We start from the raw sequence: 17,934 nt of genomic DNA, 5'->3' as shown, positions 1-17,934 counted from the left end.
TAAAAAGCGGACTAGATTGTATGAATCTAATCCGCTTTGTCATTCATTTAATAAATTAAATTGATAAAATCATCTTTTGTAATTTTACCGAAATAATGCTGAATATCAACATTCTTCAATGCTTGCTCTAGCTCCGCTTTTTCATATTTTGTTCCAATTAAACGTTTTTCAATATCTTCTACATCACCCACACCAAAGAAGTCACCAAAAATTTTACAGTTTTCTATCATTCCCCTTTGTACTTCTAGTCGCACATCAATCGAACCTACAGGGAAGCGATGAGTATGCTGGTAATTGAATTTTGGAGATTTTCCGTAGTTCCAATCCCAGTTTTGATAGCGTTCTTTTGAAAGTTCATGGATGTTTTCCCAATCCTTCTCTGTTAGTACATATTCAGGAATATCACCATCGGTGTTAAAAATGTAACGTAGCAGCATTTGTCTAAATTCTTCGATTGTAATTTTTTCATTTAGGAATTCACTAATATTCGCAACTCTACTTCTTACAGATTTAATCCCCTTCGACTCAATCTTATCCTTTTTCACTTTAAGTGCTGATACTACATGGTCAATTTCTGAATCGAACATTAGTGTTCCGTGGCTGAACATTCTACCCCTTGTTGAAAATTGAGCGTTTCCTGAAATTTTTCTTCCTTCCACCTCAATATCATTTCGGCCACTTAACTGGGCATTTACCCCAAGTTTATGTAATGCTTCAATTACCGGCTCCGTAAACTTTTTATAGTTGTGGAAGCTTTCTCCGTCGTCCTTCGTAATAAAACTAAAATTTAAATTTCCTAGGTCATGGTAAACAGCTCCACCACCCGATAAGCGTCTCACTACTTTAATCCCATTGTCTTCTACATACTGCGTATTGATTTCCTCAATTGTGTTCTGATTTTTTCCAATGATAATGGATGGAGCATTTATATAAAATAATAAGTAAGTCTCATTTATATCTAGATTTTTTAGTGCATACTCCTCAATGGCTAAGTTAATTTGTGGATCATGTATTCCTTTATTATCGATAAATAACATCGTTTTTCACTCCCAAGTTAGTCCTGATTTTGCTAATTTGATACGACCATTAAATTGCGCTGAAGCTTGATTGACAAGGTCTTCATGATTACCGTAATGAGGCAGATGTGTTAACCAAAGTTCCCTTACATTAGCTGCTTTAGCAATCTTACCTACTTCCGAACTATTCATATGGCCCATATTTGAACCATCTTGATCCGCATACAGATTACATTCACAAACAAATAGGTCTGCATCTCGTGTAAACGGAATAAACTCTTCTAGAAAGCTTGAGTCTGCTGAAAATACAACAGTCTGTCCACCTGCAGTAATTCTCATTGCATAGCATACAACTGGATGCTTCGTCTTCATAAATGAAATTGAAAATGGACCTATTTTGATAGTTTCATCTGGATTGTATGCAATCGCTTTTGTATGTCCTTTATGTTCCAATTTTGAAAAACCTTCTTTATCAGCCGTATGGCCATATATCGGCAGTTCCTTATGGAGATTATGTATTGCACTTGTTACAAGTCTTGCATACTGCATCGGACCAATATCTGCTATATGGTCATGATGGTAATGAGATATTATCATCGCATCAAGCTCATCAATTGTTAGATAGTTTTGAAGCTGTGCTAGTACACCACTTCCGCAATCAACGAGTAACCGAAAACCGTCATGCTCAAATAAATAACCAGATGTAGCTTCATTCACTGCTGGAAATCCACCCCAAAATCCAACTACCGTAACCTTCATAGGATCACCTTTCTCTCCCTTAAATTAACAACTCTTCAATGGTTTACCCTACCCACTACCACTATAATCGATACGCAAAAAAATTTCACTTTTTTAATAAATTGTTACAAAACAGTTATTGACATATTTTCATCTGTTATAGTACACTATAAATAACAAAGAAACGGAGGGGTTGTAAATGTTAGTAAAAAGTACAGAATTTTTTAAAAACCTACCACCCAAAAAATGTGTAGAGTGTGGGCATGATATCGACGAACAGCATGAGTGCTACGGCAACAAATGCGACCACTGTAACGAAATTAAATAACAAAAGGAAGGCCTCGGCCTTCCTTTTCTTTTTACACTAAAACTGGTGTAGTTTCTTTTAAATATTCCAATACCTTGTTAACCGCTTCTTCACCTTGATCAATACAGTCAGGTAGTCCTAGACCCTCATAAGAGCTTCCAGCTAAAAAGACACCTGGTAGTTGTTCGGCAACATTGTTCTTAACAGATTCAATCCTATCCTTATGCCCAACTGTGTATTGCGGCATTGCATCTTTCCATCTTGTTACAATTGAAAATTCAGGTTGGTCTGTAATATTCATTGTTTTGTTTAAATCATCAAGAACCACTTTGACAATTTCTTCATCTGATTGATCAACGATTGCTTCGTCTCCCGCTTTACCAACATAGCAACGAAGAAGGACTTTACCTTCAGGGGTCGTATGCGGCCATTTTTTATGGGTCCAAGTAACTGCCGTAATAATATAATCATTATTCCGTGATACAACAAAGCCAGTTCCATCAATATCTTTTTTAATGGCTTCTTCAGGGAAAGCCATTGCTACAGTAGCTACTGATGTAGAAGGCATTTCCTTAAAGGAATCAAAAAATGAGTATTGGTTAAAAATGGATTGGGTTACATGATGTGGTGTGGCAACAACTACACTATCCGCCGTAATCTCTTTTCCGTTGTTCAGTTTAATGACATAATGGCTACTTTGTTTTTCAATACCTTCAACCTTTATTCCCTTAAAAACGGTCCCAGGCTCAAGTTTTTCTTCAATTGCATCAATAAATGACTGTAATCCAGATGTCACAGTTAAGAACTGTCCCTTTGGAGCAGAATTTGTTTCCCCACTTGGCTTTGGTTTTGGTGGTGTTGTTTGCTTCATGCCTAAAATTAAGCTCCGGTATTTCTGCTCAACTTGATAGAATTGAGGGAAAGTCGACATTAGGCTTAGTTGGTCAATATCTCCAGCATATATCCCTGAAAGCAATGGTTCAATAAGGTTTTCAACGACCTCATCGCCCAGTCTTCTTCTAAAAAATTGACCGAGTGACTGGTCACCTTCACCAGGTGTACGAGGTAACACAAAATCCATTGCCGCACGAAGTTTACCAAACGGGGTAAACAAACCTGTAGTGATGAATGGACCAATTTGAGTAGGAATACCCATGATAGACCCACCTGGCATCGGATGAAGCTTGCCGTTCACAAGTACATATGATTTACCAGCAGTATTGTTAACCAATTTATCCCCTAGACCAACCTCATTGACAAGACGAGAGGCACTCTTTTTCCTAGCTAAAAAGGAATCTGGACCTCTTTCAATGACAAAACCATCTCGTTCCACGGTTTGTACTTTTCCACCAAGTCGATGGCTTGCTTCTAAAAGGGTACATTTTATGTCTAAGCCCTTCTCCCTTGCCTCTTTCTGGAGATAATAAGCTACAGTTAAACCAGTAATCCCGCCACCTATTACAACTACCTTTTGATTACTCACTTAACATCGCCTTCTTTCAATAGGATGTCAAAAAATCGGATGAAAATGACACATCGATAGCGGAGCTTCGACTAAGGGCCGACACGTCCTGTGTCGAACGTCGAAGTCACCACATCCTGTGGAAGCTCGTTGGCTTGCTTTTCCGTTCCTTGGAAAGGAAAAACACCCTTTCCGGCGTGCGAAGGGGATTCACTGAAGCAATTCTTATGCTCACGTATTAACTGCATACGTTCCGCTACTCAAAGCTGCACCGCCTCGAACTTTCGACGCACAGGATGTGCTAGTGTCGACAATGCCACAGGACGTGGCGTTTTTGTCGACGCGGTCCTTTTCATCCTCCTTTTGAACACTCATTTAAATGTATAAATTCACTGACCATTTATTTTTTAAGTTCTTTTAAAACCACTGTTGCCAAACAATCGATAAATTCTGGCTTTGCATTTGGCATTTCAGGACGGTAATAGCTTACACCTAGTTCTTCTGTAACAACTTTACATTCGTAATCATTGTCATAGAGAACCTCTAAGTGATCTGCTACAAATCCAACTGGAATGTAGACAAAAGCTTTGTAGCCTTTTTCATTGTAAAGGTCTCTCGTTAGGTCCTGAACATCTGGACCCAACCATGGTTCAGGTGTGTTTCCTGCACTTTGCCAGCCTATTTCATAATTCTTGATACCGGCTGCTTCAGCAATTAAATCAGCAGTTTCTTGTAACTGACTAGGATAAGGGTCGCCAGCAGCAATAATTTTTTCAGGCAGACTATGTGCTGAAACGATTAATACTGCATTCTCACGTTCTTCTTCTGGCATTGAAGTAAATACCTGTTTCACCTGTTTTGCCCAGTAATCAATAAACTTAGGCTCTTTATACCAACTTTCTACAGAAGTAATGGTTGGCCCCCCAAGCTTTTCTGCCTCTTCTTTCGCACGGCCATTATAAGCTTTTACACTAAAGGTTGAAAAATGAGGTGCAAGAACGAGACTCACTGCTTCCTCTATTCCATCCTGATTCATTTGAGCTACTGCATCCTCAATGAATGGCTCGATATGCTTTAAACCTTGATACAATTTAAACTCAATTTCATCTTGTATTTGATTTAAATGCTCTTCAAGTTTTTTCCCTTGTTCAGTCGTAATTTTTGCAAGAGGTGAAATTCCACCAATTGCTTCATAACGACTACGTAGGTCTTCGAGCATTTCCGGTGAGGGCTTACGACCATGACGTATATGTGTATAATATCGTTCGATATCCTCTTCTTTATATGGAGTACCGTATGCCATTACAAGTAATCCCATTTTCTTTTTTGTCATTTAATACACCTCTAAAGCTAGATTAGTTTTTACTTGAATACTCATGTATGAATGTAGTTAGACGCTTTAGTGTCTCTGGTTTCACATCTGGGAAAACACCATGTCCAAGGTTGAATATATAACCCGGTTGTTGCATTCCTTGGTCTAGGATTTCTTTTGCTTTTTCTTCGATGACTTCCCAAGGAGCTAGTAGAATTGCTGGATCAAGATTTCCTTGAACTGCTTTTGTAATTCCAAGCTCTCTTGCTTGCATAATTGGCAAGCGCCAATCAAGTCCTACAACATCGAGCGGTAAGTCATGCCATTCTAATGCTAAATGGCTTGCTCCTACTCCGAACATGATTAATGGTACATTCTCCTCACGAAGTGCAGTAAAGATACGATGCATGACTGGTTTAATGAAATGACGGTAGTCTGCCACATTTAATGCTCCTACCCAAGAGTCAAAAATTTGTACAGCTTTTGCACCTGCAGCTATTTGTGACTTCACATATGTAATTGTCATTTCAGCTAGTTTATCCATTAGTGCAAACCATGCATCAGGTTGTGCGTACATGAAAGCTTTCGTTTTATTATAGTTTTTTGAAGGTCCACCTTCAATCATATAGCTTGCTAGAGTAAATGGTGCTCCTGCAAATCCAATCAATGGAACGGAGAGTTGCTCAGTCGTTAATAGCTTAATTGTATCAAGCACATACGGAACATCTTCTTCAGGATGTATTTCACCAAGTTTCTCAACGTCCTTTACGGAACGGATTGGGTTACTGATGACAGGTCCAACTCCTGCTTTGATTTCAACATCTACCCCAAGTGCAGGAAGTGGAGACATGATGTCTTTATATAGAATTGCTGCGTCCACATCATATTGCTCAACTGGTAGTCTTGTCACATATGCACATAACTCAGGCTGATGTGTAATTTCAAACAGTCCGTATTTTTCTTTGATTTTTCTGTATTCTGGTTGGGATCGTCCCGCTTGACGCATATACCAAACAGGTACATGTTCCGTCTTTTCCCCCCTTGCCGCTCTTAATAATGTATCGTTAAAACCCTTTTGCATATGTATTTACCTTCCTTTCAACATCTTCACACAATAGTCTTTATAATAGCATAAGTAAGTATTATTTATTAAATAGAAGAACATTTCATATCCTCACTTTATCACTATAATTGTTTCTACTATCCTTGTATACAAAACCGGGGCAAATGTCAAAAATTTGACGAACATTCACAGATAAAGGGTGGTGAAAGTATACACCACCCTTTAACATGTTTTATTTACTAGAGAAAAAGGTAGGCTTAACTGCTTGAGATTTTGTTCCTTCTTCTTTCGTCTGGGAGTTAAAAGGGACTATAAAATAAGATGGTATCGAAAATATATTTACATTTTCAATCTCAAAGTCCCCACTACCTCTAACAGAACCCACATATTTTACAGACTTTGAATTCTCCTCATATATTCGATATTCAACCCGTTCATCTGCTGCAGGTGTCCATTTTAGGGAAACCGTAAATAGTCCAAGTGGTTTAAAGGTTAAGCTAGCTTTAACATCATCAATTTCCGCGAGCCGTATCGGTGGCTCAAGTTCCTCTACATCCTTTGGAGCCGAAAAAGCAGTTGCTTTCTTGAGTTCAGATTGATCAAGAATCTTTTTAAAGAGTTTCGTCGGAGATGCACTTCCACCTTTTAAATAATGAGTGGCATCTGTAGAATCATAGCCCATCCAAATTGCCCCTACCACGGACGGTGTGAATCCGACAAACCAAGCATCCTTGATTCCATTTTCTACACCAGGTAAATTGGTTGTCCCAGTTTTCCCTGCTAGTGCACCCGGATAAGTTCCCACCCTTGCAGTACCATTATCGACAACGCCTTCAAGCATTCTTGTCATATACCAAGCCGTTTGTTTTGAAAAGGCTTCAGTCTCATGTGTCGATGCCTCTCCAATCACTTTTCCTTCACGGTTTACGATTTTGCTAATGACATGTGGTTCAATCACTTTTCCATCACGGGCAAAGGCGCGATAGGCTTTTGCCATTGCAATAGGAGAAATGCCTTCTTTAAGTCCACCTAAAGCGATTGATAAACCTTGGTCGGGAATTGTGATACCTGCTTTCGTTAAATATTTTTTAGCTGTATCAATACCAACTCTATCAAGCATCCAAACAGCTGGAGCATTTGATGACTCAACTAAAGCATCATACATTGAAATTTCACCTTTATAAATACCTGAATAATTGCTTGGTTCATATTCACCATAGGTTAATTTTTTATCAACCAACATGGAATAGGGTTCAAATTCATCTTCTTCCAATGCCGGTCCGTAAACTGCCAACGGTTTAATCGTTGATCCCGGCTGTCGTTTAATTACAACACGATTAATGCCTCGACTTACATAATGCCTACCACCAATACTAGCTAAAACGCCACCTGTATCATTATCTAATAGTACAAAAGCACCTTCTACATTTTCATCAACACCCGGAAAGTTCTTTTGATCCTTAAATAGCTCGAAAGCTGTTTTTTGAATCTCCAAGTGAAGAGGAACAGTAATTGTATAGCCACCTCTAAGCAATTCTTCATTTGATAATTGATAGCGTGTCTTCGCTTCATCAAATACCATATCGATATAGGTTACTAATGCTGGGTCCCGCTCTACCTCATGGACATTTAGTGAAAGAGTCTTTCCTTGGACTCTAACAGCTTCCTCTGGCTGTAAAAACCCTCTTTTCTCCATTAAGTTAATGACCAAGTCCCGTCTTTGTTTACTTTTTTCAGGATTTAAGATGGGTGAATAAGTTGATGGTGCTTTCGGTATTGCTGCAAGTAGCGCACCTTCTTCAACCGATAATTCACTTACATTTTTATTAAAATAAAATTTTGATGCAGATTGAATTCCGTATGCACCGTGACCAAAATAAATTTGATTTAAATACATTTCTAAGAGCTCTTGCTTACTGTACTCTTCCTCTAAATTAATGGCTATGATCAATTCTTTCGTTTTACGCAAGAATGTTTTTTCATTTGTTAGGAAGACATTCTTAGCGAGCTGCTGAGTAATCGTACTTCCACCTTCTACCTTTCCACCGGCAATAATATCTTTGTATACGGCTCTAGCAATTGCTTGAAGATCGATACCATGATGTTGATAAAACCGAGTATCTTCTACTGCAACAAATGCCTGCTGTACATATTCCGGAATTTCCTTAATCGGTACAATATCCCGATTCTCATAATATAATTTCGTAATAAACTGCCCATCTTCATCAACAAGTTTTGTTGCTGAATTCATAACAAGTTTTTTGTCATCAATGACATAGTCACCTGCATATATGATAAGCAAATACCCACACAATCCAAGGACAAACGAACCGATAATAATAAACAATGAGAGAAATAATTTTCTTTTCATACTGTGACCTCCTTGGAATAAAGAATTTACGGCATTCAAACATTTTTCACGTTTAGTTGGTTATGTTATCTTTTAGTATAACTGTAAAAGATTCTCACTATGTATGCCTTATTAATAAAGGAGGAGTTACATGAACTTTTATATGGCGTTCGGTACCATTGATTTTTTGAAAAAACTCCAGGAAAAGCACAAAAAAGAAAACATGACTGCGTTTTATAATAACGAAACAGCGATTCTGCTCCATGAAACAACGAAGAAATCTATTTTTGCCGCCCCACGAAAATATGAAGTTCTCAATGCTACAGGAGACATTAAGAGTGGGAAATTTTCTGCCTTCACATATATCCCGGTAACAGAGGAAGGTAAACCGTTATTTGAATACAATATCACCCAAATGGGTTCCGTGTTTCAGAACACTCCAGGATTTATTGCCTTTCGCGCACTAAAGCCAATAAAAAGTGATACTTTTGTAGTTGTAAGCTTTTGGGAAAAAGAATCTTTTTATTTAGATTGGACACGCTCGGAAGGTTTTGAACAGCTTGAACAAGTTATTGAAAAAACGAAAGCAGGCTTAAACCAAACAATCTTTTCAGGACCTGTTTATACAAAAACTTTTCACTCATTAACAGATGATTAAAATTTGTGTGCACTTCTCACACCTAATCCCCAGCTACATATTCTGTAATACAAACATAGGTTAACGTGTAGTTACCTCTGCTTGAATTCGGAATTAGCGAATGGGGGTTTAACAATGTTAGTGGAATTAACCGCCCTGCATTGGATATATGTTTCGTTTATCCTCTTAATCATTGGTTTTATGGTGATGAGGAGGGACACTTCACTTATTTGTATTTTCGGTATCTTTCTTCTCGCCATTACAGCAACTGGTTCAATAAGCGCTTCCGTAAGTGGTGTCTTTAATAGCTTTATTTATGCAATAACCGAGTTACTCTCAACGATACTCGTCATATCGATTATTGTTTCGATGAGTAAAGCATTAACGGTGACGGGAATCAATGATATCATGATTGCTCCTTTTGCAAAACTTATCCGTTCCCCTGCTCTTGCTTATTGGACAATTGGTATTGTCATGATGGTGATCTCATGGTTTTTCTGGCCATCCCCAGCAGTGGCCCTTATTGGTGCGGTACTTTTACCGGTAGCAATGAGAGTAGGTTTGCCCGCTTTGGGTGTCGCAATGGCAATGAATTTGTTCGGTCACGGAATTGCATTGTCAAGTGATTTTATCATTCAAGCCGCCCCTAAGCTTACAGCAGATGCTGCTGGTCTTGAAGTTATGGAGGTTGTAAAAGCAAGTATACCTTTAGTTTTTGTGATGGGGATTGTAACAACAGTTGTAGCCTACTTTTTACTCCGTCGCGATATGCGAAAAGGAACTCTTTCTGTAGATGGTAATTCTGACTATTCAAATCCGTTGACACAGGATCTTTCAGAAAAAGAAGAAGAACGTTTAAGAGGCTTACTTTCTACAACCGCAAAACGTCTCTTTGCCATTTTAATCCCTATCCTTTTTGCCCTAGATGTTGTTGCCATGTCTGTCTTAAATCTTTCCGGTGGAGACGCAACAGCGCTTGTTGGTGGAACCTCTATCTTTATTCTTCTACTAATCTCACTTGTCGCTCATAAAAATGCTGGATTAGAAAAAACAACAACCTATTTAATTGAAGGCTTTCAATTTGGATTCAAAGTATTTGGTCCGGTCATTCCAATCGCCGCGTTTTTCTATCTTGGGGACTCTGGTTTTGTTAAAATCATTGGCGACTTCTTACCAGAGCATTCACAGGGAATTGTGAATGACCTTGGAGTTAGTCTTGCATCTGTCGTACCATTAAACGCCCCCGTCGGCGCGGTTACTTTAACCATTGTCGGTGCTATAACAGGGTTAGATGGTTCAGGCTTTTCAGGAATTTCGTTAGCTGGCTCACTTGCTGCATTATTCTCATCCGCTCTCGGGGCCGGTGCTGCGACATTAACCGCACTTGGTCAAATTGCCGCAATTTGGGTCGGCGGCGGAACCCTCGTTCCATGGGCGCTCATTCCTGCCGCTGCAATATGCGGTGTCGACCCATTTGAACTTGCTAGGAAGAACTTACTTCCCGTAACAATTGGATTGGTAGTAACAACAATTGTCGCGATGTTTTTAATCTAATCAATCGTTAAAGAAGCTCTTACAAGATAAGGGCTTCTTTTTTATTTTTTATAAAATAGTAAATTATAAAAGTTTCAATAAATTAAATGTTATGAATCTACGCCATTTTTCGATATAATACTAGTAGATTCTACATTTTCTTCCTATATTAATGTCATCGGAGAGAGACACATGTTAAAGCTTTTTAACATTACCTTACAAACTAAAATTATCACATTAATTCTTACTTTAATTGTGTTTGTGACATCAGTCTTAACAGGGATGTTTATTTATTATGAAGCAAAAGAAACCAATGAAGAAATGCAAAAGCTTTCTTTACAGGCATCACGTACACTTTCATTAATACCTGCCTTGAAAGATGGTTCTCATGAAGATTTACAATCTGGTTCGATGGAAGCAATTACACAGCAAATCAGCAACCAAGTTGGAGCTAATTTTATTTTTATCGAATATAAGGATGGGCTAAACTTCTCTTATCCCGATGTTAGTATCAACCATTCCGCCTTTGATGACGAAAACTATAAAGCGATTGTGTTTGGCAGCTTTTACACAGTCGAAACAGATAATGAACTAGGGAATATTTTGTGGGGAAAGGCACCGATTATTTCAGGAGAATCTGGACAACAAATCATTGGTGTTGTAAGTGTTGGTTTTTTAAAGAATGAGATAAAACAAAATATCAATAAGAAATTACTGAAAACCTTATTTGTTGCGATTATTGTTTTAATAGTTGGCTTATTTGGTGGGGTTCTATTAGCAAGGAGTATTCGCAATGACATAATGGGACTTGAACCACATGAAATTGCTTCCTTATATCGAGAAAGGAATGCAATCTTAAAATCGGTAAAAGAAGGAATTATTGCAATTGATAATAAGGGACATATTACATTACTTAATAAATCTGCAAAACAAATGCTTGGAATTTCAAATGACAGTATTAATAAACCAATTGCTGAGCTTCTGCCAAGCACAAGAATGCTCAGGGTATTAGATACAAATATGGTTGAGACCGATGATGAAATGATTATCAATAATCGTGTGTTAATTGTGAACCGTATGCCTATTATTGAGAATGGTAAAACAGTTGGAGTAGTTTCTAGTTTTAGAGATAAAACAGAAATTAAGAAAATGGTCGATACCTTAACAGAGATTAAAAACTACTCCGAAGATTTAAGGGCACAGACTCATGAATTCACAAATAAATTATATGTTTTATCCGGATTACTGCAGTTAAAACAGTATGAACAAGCAATTGCTATGATTCAGGAAGAAACAAATCAATTAAACTTTCAAAACGATATATTGTTTAATCAAATTAAAGATCCTAAGCTCCAAGCTATTATACTTGGAAAGGTAGGAAAGGCATCGGAAAAGAAGATTAGTTTGATAATCGATGAAAATAGCTATTTATCCAAATTACCAAACCATATCTCAATTACGGATTGTATCATCATAATTGGAAATCTGATTGACAATGCAATTGACGAAGTGATGCAAGACGAAGGCGAAGTAACATTTTTCGTAACCGACATCGGAAACGATATTGTCTTTGAAGTTAGTGATAATGGCAACGGGATTCCTACCGAAAAAATGTCCCTTCTCTTTGAAAAAGGAGTATCCTCTAAAGGTGAAGAAAACAGGGGCTTTGGACTGTGGAATGTGAAGACCGTAGTCGATAAGTTAAATGGTTCAATCGAAATATCAAATGGAAAGAATGGCGGAGCAATTTTTACGGTTTTTCTACCGATAAAAAGTCAGATTGATAAGGAGGAAGACTGATGATAAATGTACTTATTGCTGAGGATGACTTTAGGGTAGCCTCGATTCATGAACAATTCTTACAAAGAATTGAAGCTGTGAACCTGATGGGTAAATCCTCAAACGCAAAGGAAACCCTTGATTTGTTAAACCAACATCAAAATATAGACTTGCTTTTATTAGATGTTTATATGCCCGATAAAATGGGTACTGAAATTTTGCCGATCATTCGAAATCTGCATCCTGATGTAGACATCATTATGATAACTGCCGCGACGGAAAAGAAACATTTAGAAGAATCGCTCCGTGGCGGAGTTTTTCATTACCTCATAAAACCGGTAACATTTGAAAAGTTTACGGAAACGATAGAAAAATATATCGAAAAGAAAGAACTATTAAACAGCAGGAATGAAGTCGATCAGACGATTGTAGACCACTATTTCGGGGGCAAACAAATTCAGCCTGTCGAAAAGAAAATACATTATCCAAAAGGGATTGACCCCCTTTCCCTTGAAAAAGTACGAGATATTATCAACCGCTTGGATACAGGAATTACTGCTGAAGAAATGGGTGAACGCATGGGAGCATCCAGAACAACCGCAAGACGTTACTTAGAATACCTAGCATCAACTAATGAGGTAATTGCCGAACTTGAATATGGGATTGTCGGTAGGCCTGAACGTAAATATTCAAAACAAAAATGATCATAAAAGGTTATGCATCTTGAATCTCTTTCAAGATGCTTTTTCATGAACAAAATGAACAAAAAGTATTTATCGAATTTTATATTACTTATTTTGAAAACGGTTACAAATTTGTGTCTGAACTTTTAAAATAGTTTTAAGAGTTATATTAGAACAACTAAGAATTTTAACTACTATGAGGGGTGTTTAAAAGGTCAAGAAAATGAATCAATAATAAAAAAAGATTTAGAGAAAGGAAGGTTATTAAAATGGGGGCAACTAGATTAATTCTACCAATTATTTCAATTCTAATTAGCATTTTCTACTTTATTTCAACTCTTAATCTACCTAAAGCCAAATTGGGAGACCCAAATGGTCCACTCTATTTTCCAATGATGGTTAGTATTTTTCTATTTATTGTGAGTGTTATTTATCTCATAAAAGAACTTAAAAATCACTATCCTAAAAATGAAGAAATCAAATTATTGTTTAAGGGCAGAGTTCCCTTTCTAATCATTTCTACATTGGTATTATCATTGATTTACACGCTCATTTTTGAAAGAGTAGGATTCTTAATTTCAACAATGCTGTTCATGGCAGCTGTTTTATTCATCGTTAATGGTAAAGAAAAATGGAAGGTTAATATTAGTGTAGCTGTTTTATTTAGTTTGGGATCATGGTACGCCTTTTCTCAACTTTTAGCCGTCAGCTTACCATAGATTAAGGGGGGATAACATGGATATCCAAGGAATTCTTGAAGGATTTGCAACGGTACTTAGGCCGGAAAATATACTATTTGTCGTATTTGGAGGATTTTTAGGAACCATTGTTGGGATGCTTCCAGGTTTAGGACCGGCAACAGCAATTGCGGTTTTAATCCCAGTTACATTCGGAATGGATCCAACAAGTGCATTAATTTTAATGGCAACTATTTACTATGGTGCCATGTATGGTGGTTCATTAAGTTCAATCTTGATTAACACTCCTGGTGACGGATCAGCTGTTGCCGCTACATTTGATGGTTACCAAATGGCAAAAGCAGGTCGTGCGGGCCCAGCAATTGCGATTACGGCAATCGGTTCACTCATCGGTGGTTTTGTCGCAGTTATTGGCTTTATGTTTTTAGCAAAGCCACTATCTAATTTCGCTCTACAATTTGGTCCAGCGGAATACTTTTTACTTATGCTTTTCACTTTATCAGCTGTCGTTTCCTTATCAATTGGAAATATGACTAAAGGATTCATTTCAATGGGGCTTGGTTTAGTACTAAGTACTGTCGGAATCGATTTACAAACAGGAGTACACCGTTTCACATATGGCAATGTTCATTTAAGTGATGGAATTAACTTCTTAGTTATTATTATTGGTATTTATGCAGTTGGGGAAATTCTCTATAACTACTTAACAATTGATAGACCAATTGGTAAGAAGAATAAACTTGGACGAATTTGGATTACAAAGGATGACTGGAAACGTTCAAAATGGCCAATGTTCCGTAGTTCGCCACTAGGCTTCATAGTTGGTATTCTACCTGGTGCTGGTGGCGCGATTGCTTCATTAATGGCATACAGTACTGAAAAACAACTTTCGAAGCGACCTGAAGAGTTCGGTAAAGGGGCAATTGAAGGATTAGCTGCACCCGAAACAGCTAACAACTCAGCAGCGGTTGGTGCTTTCGTTCCCCTATTAACAATGGGTATTCCTGGTTCTGGAACAACAGCCGTAATGCTAGGAGCTCTTGTCATGCTAGGTGTAAAACCGGGCCCACTTCTATTCGAAAGTGATCCAAATATGGTATGGAGTTTAATCGATAGTCTATTCTTAGGTAATATTTTCTTATTCTTAATTAACGTATTAATGGTTGGTGTTTTTGTAAAAATCTTAGATGTTCCGGCAAAGGTCTTATATCCAATTATTTTAGTCCTTGCATTTATCGGTGCATACACAATGAACTACACAATATTAGACTTCTATATCTTAATTATTTTCGGTGTCATCGGTTTATTCTTGAAGCTCTACGACTTCCCAATTGCTCCAATGATTTTAGCATTAATTGTTGGAACAGATATGGAACAAAACTTCAGAAAAAGCCTTGTAGCTGGTCATGGTAATTTAGATATCTTTGTTAGTTCACCTATTTCAATTACACTATTAATCTTGACACTTTTATCACTAACTTATCCATTATTCGTGAACAAAAGAAAAAAGAAAAAGACAGATCTAAACGAAAATACCTCCCTTTAGAATGAATAATCGATTAAGTTGTAGATTAAAACCCTTAGTACTTTTACTAAGGGTTTTAATCGTTTATGAAAGATTTTCAAGTACGGTTTGTAATATACCACCGTTTTGATAATATTCGATTTCAACTACACTATCTAAACGTACAGTAGCGGTGAATTCAATTTGTTCTAATTGGTCTTGTTTCCTTGCAATCACTTGAACCTTTTGTCCTGGTATGATTTCACCGTTTAGACCTTTTATTTCAAAGTCCTCTCTACCATCTAAATGTAGGGTATCTGCGTTCTCACCTTCATTAAATTGAAGTGGCAAAACTCCCATCCCTACTAGATTGCTACGATGAATGCGCTCGAAGCTCTGGGCTAGGACTACTTTAACACCTAATAACGCCGTTCCTTTTGCAGCCCAATCACGTGAACTTCCTGTGCCATACTCTTTACCTGCAATGATAAGTAGGTTTTGATTTTCCTCCTTATACTTCACTGCTGCATCATAAACTGGCATGATTTCACCAGTTGGCAGATATTTGGTGTATCCTCCTTCTATTCCGTCAGCTAATTTGTTTCGAATTCGGATATTCGCAAATGTCCCCCTTACCATCACATGATGATTTCCTCTTCTTGAGCCATATGCATTGAACTCCCGAACTGGAATACCTTTATCTGTTAGGAATATACCTGCTGGACTTTTTACTGGAATTTGCCCAACTGGAGAAATATGATCTGTTGTAATCGAGTCACCTAACATTAATAAGGCCTTCATGTTTTTAAAATCTGAGTCTGTCTTTACTGTTGAATGCTCATCAAGGAAATACGGCGCTTCCTGTATATAGGACGATTGATCATCCCATTTAAAAAGCATCCCTTCAGAAGATTCAATCGAAGACCATGCCTCATTTTCAAAAATATGTTCATACTCCTCTTTAAATAGCTCTTTCGTAATAGTCGAACGGATCACTTCATTTATTTCTTCTGTAGTTGGCCAAATATCTTTTAAATACACTAGATTTCCATTGTTGCCGGAACCAATTGGTTCTGAGTACATATCCACTTGAACTGAACCTGCTAGAGCATACGCAACCACCAATGGCGGCGAACTTAAGTAATTTGCTTTAATAAGTGGATGTACTCGTCCTTCAAAGTTTCGATTTCCACTTAAAACAGAAGCGACAAGAAGATTATTCTCTTTAATTGCCTCTTCAACAGATTCGAGGAGGGATCCACTATTTCCGCAGCATGTTGCACAACCATAACCATCAATATAAAATCCAATCTCTTCTAATGCCTTTAGTAAACCTGATGCTTCAAGGTATTTTGTAACTACCCGTGAGCCTGGTGTTAAGCTTGTTTTTACAAACTCGGGTTTCTTAAGGCCAAGTTCCAATGCCTTTTTGGCCACTAAGCCTGCTGCTACCATCACACTTGGATTTGAGGTATTGGTACAGCTTGTAATGGCTGCAAGTACGAGTGAACCAGTACTGATCACACTACCGTCCTTTAACTCCACTTTCTTATCCAGTTCTGCTTCATCTAAGCCATAGCCGCCACTTGCAACCGGCTGTGTTACAACTCTAGTAAACTCAACCTTCATCGAGTTTAATTCTATACTATCCTGTGGTCTTTTTGGACCCGCTACTGTTGGTTTAATTGAAGTTAAATTCAACTCCAGTGTTTCAGTAAACTTCGGATTAGGGGTGTCATCTGTTCTAAATAAACCTTGGGCCTCATAATACGCCTTAATCAATGATCGGTTGTCACCACGTCCTGTTAGCTCGAGATAATCTAATGTTACTTCATCTACCGGAAAATAACCCATAGTCGCCCCATATTCAGGAGCCATATTGGCAATTGTTGCTCGGTCAGTTAAAGAAATACTAGATAAACCTTTTCCAAAAAACTCAACAAACTTGCCTACTACTCCTTTTTTTCGAAGTAAATTTGTAATCGTTAATGCAAGGTCTGTTGCAGTAACACCTTCTTGAAGCTTACCTGAAAGCTTTATTCCTACTACCTCAGGAATCACGAAATATAGTGGTTGTCCAAGCATGGCTGCTTCTGCTTCAATTCCACCTACACCCCATCCTATTGTTCCAAGGCCATTAATCATCGGTGTATGAGAATCTGTTCCTACGAGTGAATCAGGATAAACAATGTTTTCTCCATTTTCATTTTTTGTGACAATCGAAGTAGCCAAATACTCTAAATTAACCTGGTGTACAATACCGTTTGAAGGTGGTACTGCCCTAAAATTAGAAAAGCTTTTTTGTGCCCACCTAACAAAGCGATACCTTTCTAAATTTCGTTCGTATTCAAGCTTAAGATTATCCGACAAGGATTCTTGATTTCCAAAATAATCGACAATCATTGAATGGTCAATTACTAAATCTACTGGAATTTGGGGATTTATGCGTGATACATCTCCACCTTTTCGTTTCACAGCATCTCTCATGGCAGCTAAATCCACGATGGCAGGAATTCCTGTAAAGTCCTGAAAGACAATTCTAGCTGGTTTGAATGGAACTTCTTTTTTCTCCCATTGTGTCTTCTCCCAGTTTGCAAGTTGTTCAATATGTGAAGTGGTGATTTGCTTTCCATCTAGATGGCGAACAGCAGCCTCTAGCAGCATTTTAATTGAATGAGGAAGTGATGAAATCGGATACCCATTCGTTTCTAGATCTTTTATTCTATAATATTGATATTCTTTTCCATCCACATATAATGTTCTTTTTAATGTAGATAGAGAATCCGTTACACTCATGTATTTTCGCCTCCCTTGTTGTTGTAAACATTGAAAAAATAGTCTAGATGATAGCA

At 37.7% G+C, this 17,934-nt stretch carries 14 protein-coding genes; 7 read left to right on the top strand and 7 right to left on the bottom strand.

The window, feature by feature from the left end; translation table 11 throughout:
• Positions 1–47: 47 nt before the first annotated feature.
• Together lplA and ACFSFW_RS14240 are read right to left on the bottom strand one after the other, a co-directional pair.
• Positions 48–1,037, bottom strand: coding sequence for a lipoate--protein ligase (gene lplA / locus ACFSFW_RS14245; RefSeq protein ID WP_304214459.1), 990 nt, complete (start codon positions 1,035–1,037; stop codon positions 48–50).
• Between the two features lie 6 nt (positions 1,038–1,043).
• Positions 1,044–1,775 (bottom strand): MBL fold metallo-hydrolase, encoded by a 732-nt coding sequence (locus tag ACFSFW_RS14240; RefSeq protein WP_388039203.1) that lies wholly within the window; start codon positions 1,773–1,775, stop codon positions 1,044–1,046.
• A 178-nt stretch (positions 1,776–1,953) separates the two neighbouring features.
• Between ACFSFW_RS14240 and yhfH the strand changes: the two genes are divergently transcribed.
• Positions 1,954–2,082: a protein YhfH gene (gene yhfH, locus ACFSFW_RS14235; RefSeq protein WP_010283487.1), complete on the top strand. Its 129-nt coding sequence runs from the start codon at positions 1,954–1,956 to the stop codon at positions 2,080–2,082.
• Between the two features lie 31 nt (positions 2,083–2,113).
• On the opposite strand, the gene hemY is transcribed toward yhfH, so the two are convergent.
• From hemY to ACFSFW_RS14215, 4 genes are all read right to left on the bottom strand, one after another.
• On the bottom strand, positions 2,114–3,544 hold the full coding sequence (hemY, locus tag ACFSFW_RS14230) for a protoporphyrinogen oxidase (protein ID WP_304214464.1): 1,431 nt from the start codon (positions 3,542–3,544) through the stop codon (positions 2,114–2,116).
• A gap of 379 nt (positions 3,545–3,923) precedes the next feature.
• Positions 3,924–4,856, bottom strand: coding sequence for a ferrochelatase (gene hemH / locus ACFSFW_RS14225; RefSeq protein ID WP_304214466.1), 933 nt, complete (start codon positions 4,854–4,856; stop codon positions 3,924–3,926).
• Positions 4,857–4,878: 22 nt separating this feature from the next.
• Positions 4,879–5,916, bottom strand: a complete 1,038-nt coding sequence (gene hemE / locus ACFSFW_RS14220; RefSeq protein WP_304214468.1) for a uroporphyrinogen decarboxylase — start codon at positions 5,914–5,916, stop codon at positions 4,879–4,881.
• 214 nt (positions 5,917–6,130) lie between these two features.
• The gene (locus ACFSFW_RS14215) at positions 6,131–8,269 is read right to left on the bottom strand and encodes a transglycosylase domain-containing protein (RefSeq protein WP_388039200.1); all 2,139 of its coding nucleotides are present in this window, start codon (positions 8,267–8,269) and stop codon (positions 6,131–6,133) included.
• Between the two features lie 130 nt (positions 8,270–8,399).
• Here ACFSFW_RS14215 and ACFSFW_RS14210 point away from each other — a divergent pair, with 130 nt between their 5' ends.
• The 6 genes from ACFSFW_RS14210 (at position 8,400) to ACFSFW_RS14185 (ending at position 15,124) form a co-directional block, all read left to right on the top strand.
• Positions 8,400–8,906, top strand: a complete 507-nt coding sequence (locus ACFSFW_RS14210) for an antibiotic biosynthesis monooxygenase family protein (RefSeq protein WP_304214471.1) — start codon at positions 8,400–8,402, stop codon at positions 8,904–8,906.
• 114 nt (positions 8,907–9,020) lie between these two features.
• Positions 9,021–10,439, top strand: a complete 1,419-nt coding sequence (locus tag ACFSFW_RS14205) for a hypothetical protein (RefSeq protein ID WP_388039198.1) — start codon at positions 9,021–9,023, stop codon at positions 10,437–10,439.
• A 171-nt stretch (positions 10,440–10,610) separates the two neighbouring features.
• Complete coding sequence (locus ACFSFW_RS14200; RefSeq protein WP_388039197.1) at positions 10,611–12,218, top strand: ATP-binding protein; 1,608 nt, start codon at positions 10,611–10,613, stop codon at positions 12,216–12,218.
• Positions 12,218–12,901, top strand: coding sequence for a response regulator (locus tag ACFSFW_RS14195; protein ID WP_388039195.1), 684 nt, complete (start codon positions 12,218–12,220; stop codon positions 12,899–12,901). The genes ACFSFW_RS14200 and ACFSFW_RS14195 overlap by 1 nt, the downstream gene beginning before the upstream one ends.
• A 248-nt stretch (positions 12,902–13,149) precedes the next feature.
• Positions 13,150–13,599: a tripartite tricarboxylate transporter TctB family protein gene (locus tag ACFSFW_RS14190; protein ID WP_304214479.1), complete on the top strand. Its 450-nt coding sequence runs from the start codon at positions 13,150–13,152 to the stop codon at positions 13,597–13,599.
• Between the two features lie 16 nt (positions 13,600–13,615).
• On the top strand, positions 13,616–15,124 hold the full coding sequence (locus ACFSFW_RS14185) for a tripartite tricarboxylate transporter permease (protein ID WP_388039193.1): 1,509 nt from the start codon (positions 13,616–13,618) through the stop codon (positions 15,122–15,124).
• 63 nt (positions 15,125–15,187) lie between these two features.
• Here ACFSFW_RS14185 and acnA read toward each other — a convergent pair whose 3' ends face one another.
• Positions 15,188–17,878 (bottom strand): aconitate hydratase AcnA, encoded by a 2,691-nt coding sequence (gene acnA, locus ACFSFW_RS14180; protein WP_388039192.1) that lies wholly within the window; start codon positions 17,876–17,878, stop codon positions 15,188–15,190.
• Between the last annotated feature and the right edge of the window lie 56 nt (positions 17,879–17,934).

Source organism: Ferdinandcohnia salidurans (assembly GCF_042680725.1).
Classification (GTDB): domain Bacteria; phylum Bacillota; class Bacilli; order Bacillales; family Bacillaceae_L; genus Ferdinandcohnia; species Ferdinandcohnia salidurans.
Note: the sequence above shows the minus strand (reverse complement) of the source record. Positions and strands in the feature narration are given on the sequence as shown.

What these genes read in the sequence shown, in the direction of transcription:
- lplA (WP_304214459.1), bottom strand. Translation starts at nt 1,037, where the DNA reads ATGTTATTTATCGATAATAAAGGAATACATGATCCACAAATTAACTTA.
- ACFSFW_RS14240 (WP_388039203.1), bottom strand. Translation starts at nt 1,775, where the DNA reads ATGAAGGTTACGGTAGTTGGATTTTGGGGTGGATTTCCAGCAGTGAAT.
- yhfH (WP_010283487.1), top strand. Translation starts at nt 1,954, where the DNA reads ATGTTAGTAAAAAGTACAGAATTTTTTAAAAACCTACCACCCAAAAAA.
- hemH (WP_304214466.1), bottom strand. Translation starts at nt 4,856, where the DNA reads ATGACAAAAAAGAAAATGGGATTACTTGTAATGGCATACGGTACTCCA.
- hemE (WP_304214468.1), bottom strand. Translation starts at nt 5,916, where the DNA reads ATGCAAAAGGGTTTTAACGATACATTATTAAGAGCGGCAAGGGGGGAA.
- ACFSFW_RS14215 (WP_388039200.1), bottom strand. Translation starts at nt 8,269, where the DNA reads ATGAAAAGAAAATTATTTCTCTCATTGTTTATTATTATCGGTTCGTTT.
- ACFSFW_RS14210 (WP_304214471.1), top strand. Translation starts at nt 8,400, where the DNA reads ATGAACTTTTATATGGCGTTCGGTACCATTGATTTTTTGAAAAAACTC.
- ACFSFW_RS14205 (WP_388039198.1), top strand. Translation starts at nt 9,021, where the DNA reads ATGTTAGTGGAATTAACCGCCCTGCATTGGATATATGTTTCGTTTATC.
- ACFSFW_RS14200 (WP_388039197.1), top strand. Translation starts at nt 10,611, where the DNA reads ATGTTAAAGCTTTTTAACATTACCTTACAAACTAAAATTATCACATTA.
- ACFSFW_RS14195 (WP_388039195.1), top strand. Translation starts at nt 12,218, where the DNA reads ATGATAAATGTACTTATTGCTGAGGATGACTTTAGGGTAGCCTCGATT.
- ACFSFW_RS14190 (WP_304214479.1), top strand. Translation starts at nt 13,150, where the DNA reads ATGGGGGCAACTAGATTAATTCTACCAATTATTTCAATTCTAATTAGC.
- ACFSFW_RS14185 (WP_388039193.1), top strand. Translation starts at nt 13,616, where the DNA reads ATGGATATCCAAGGAATTCTTGAAGGATTTGCAACGGTACTTAGGCCG.
- acnA (WP_388039192.1), bottom strand. Translation starts at nt 17,878, where the DNA reads ATGAGTGTAACGGATTCTCTATCTACATTAAAAAGAACATTATATGTG.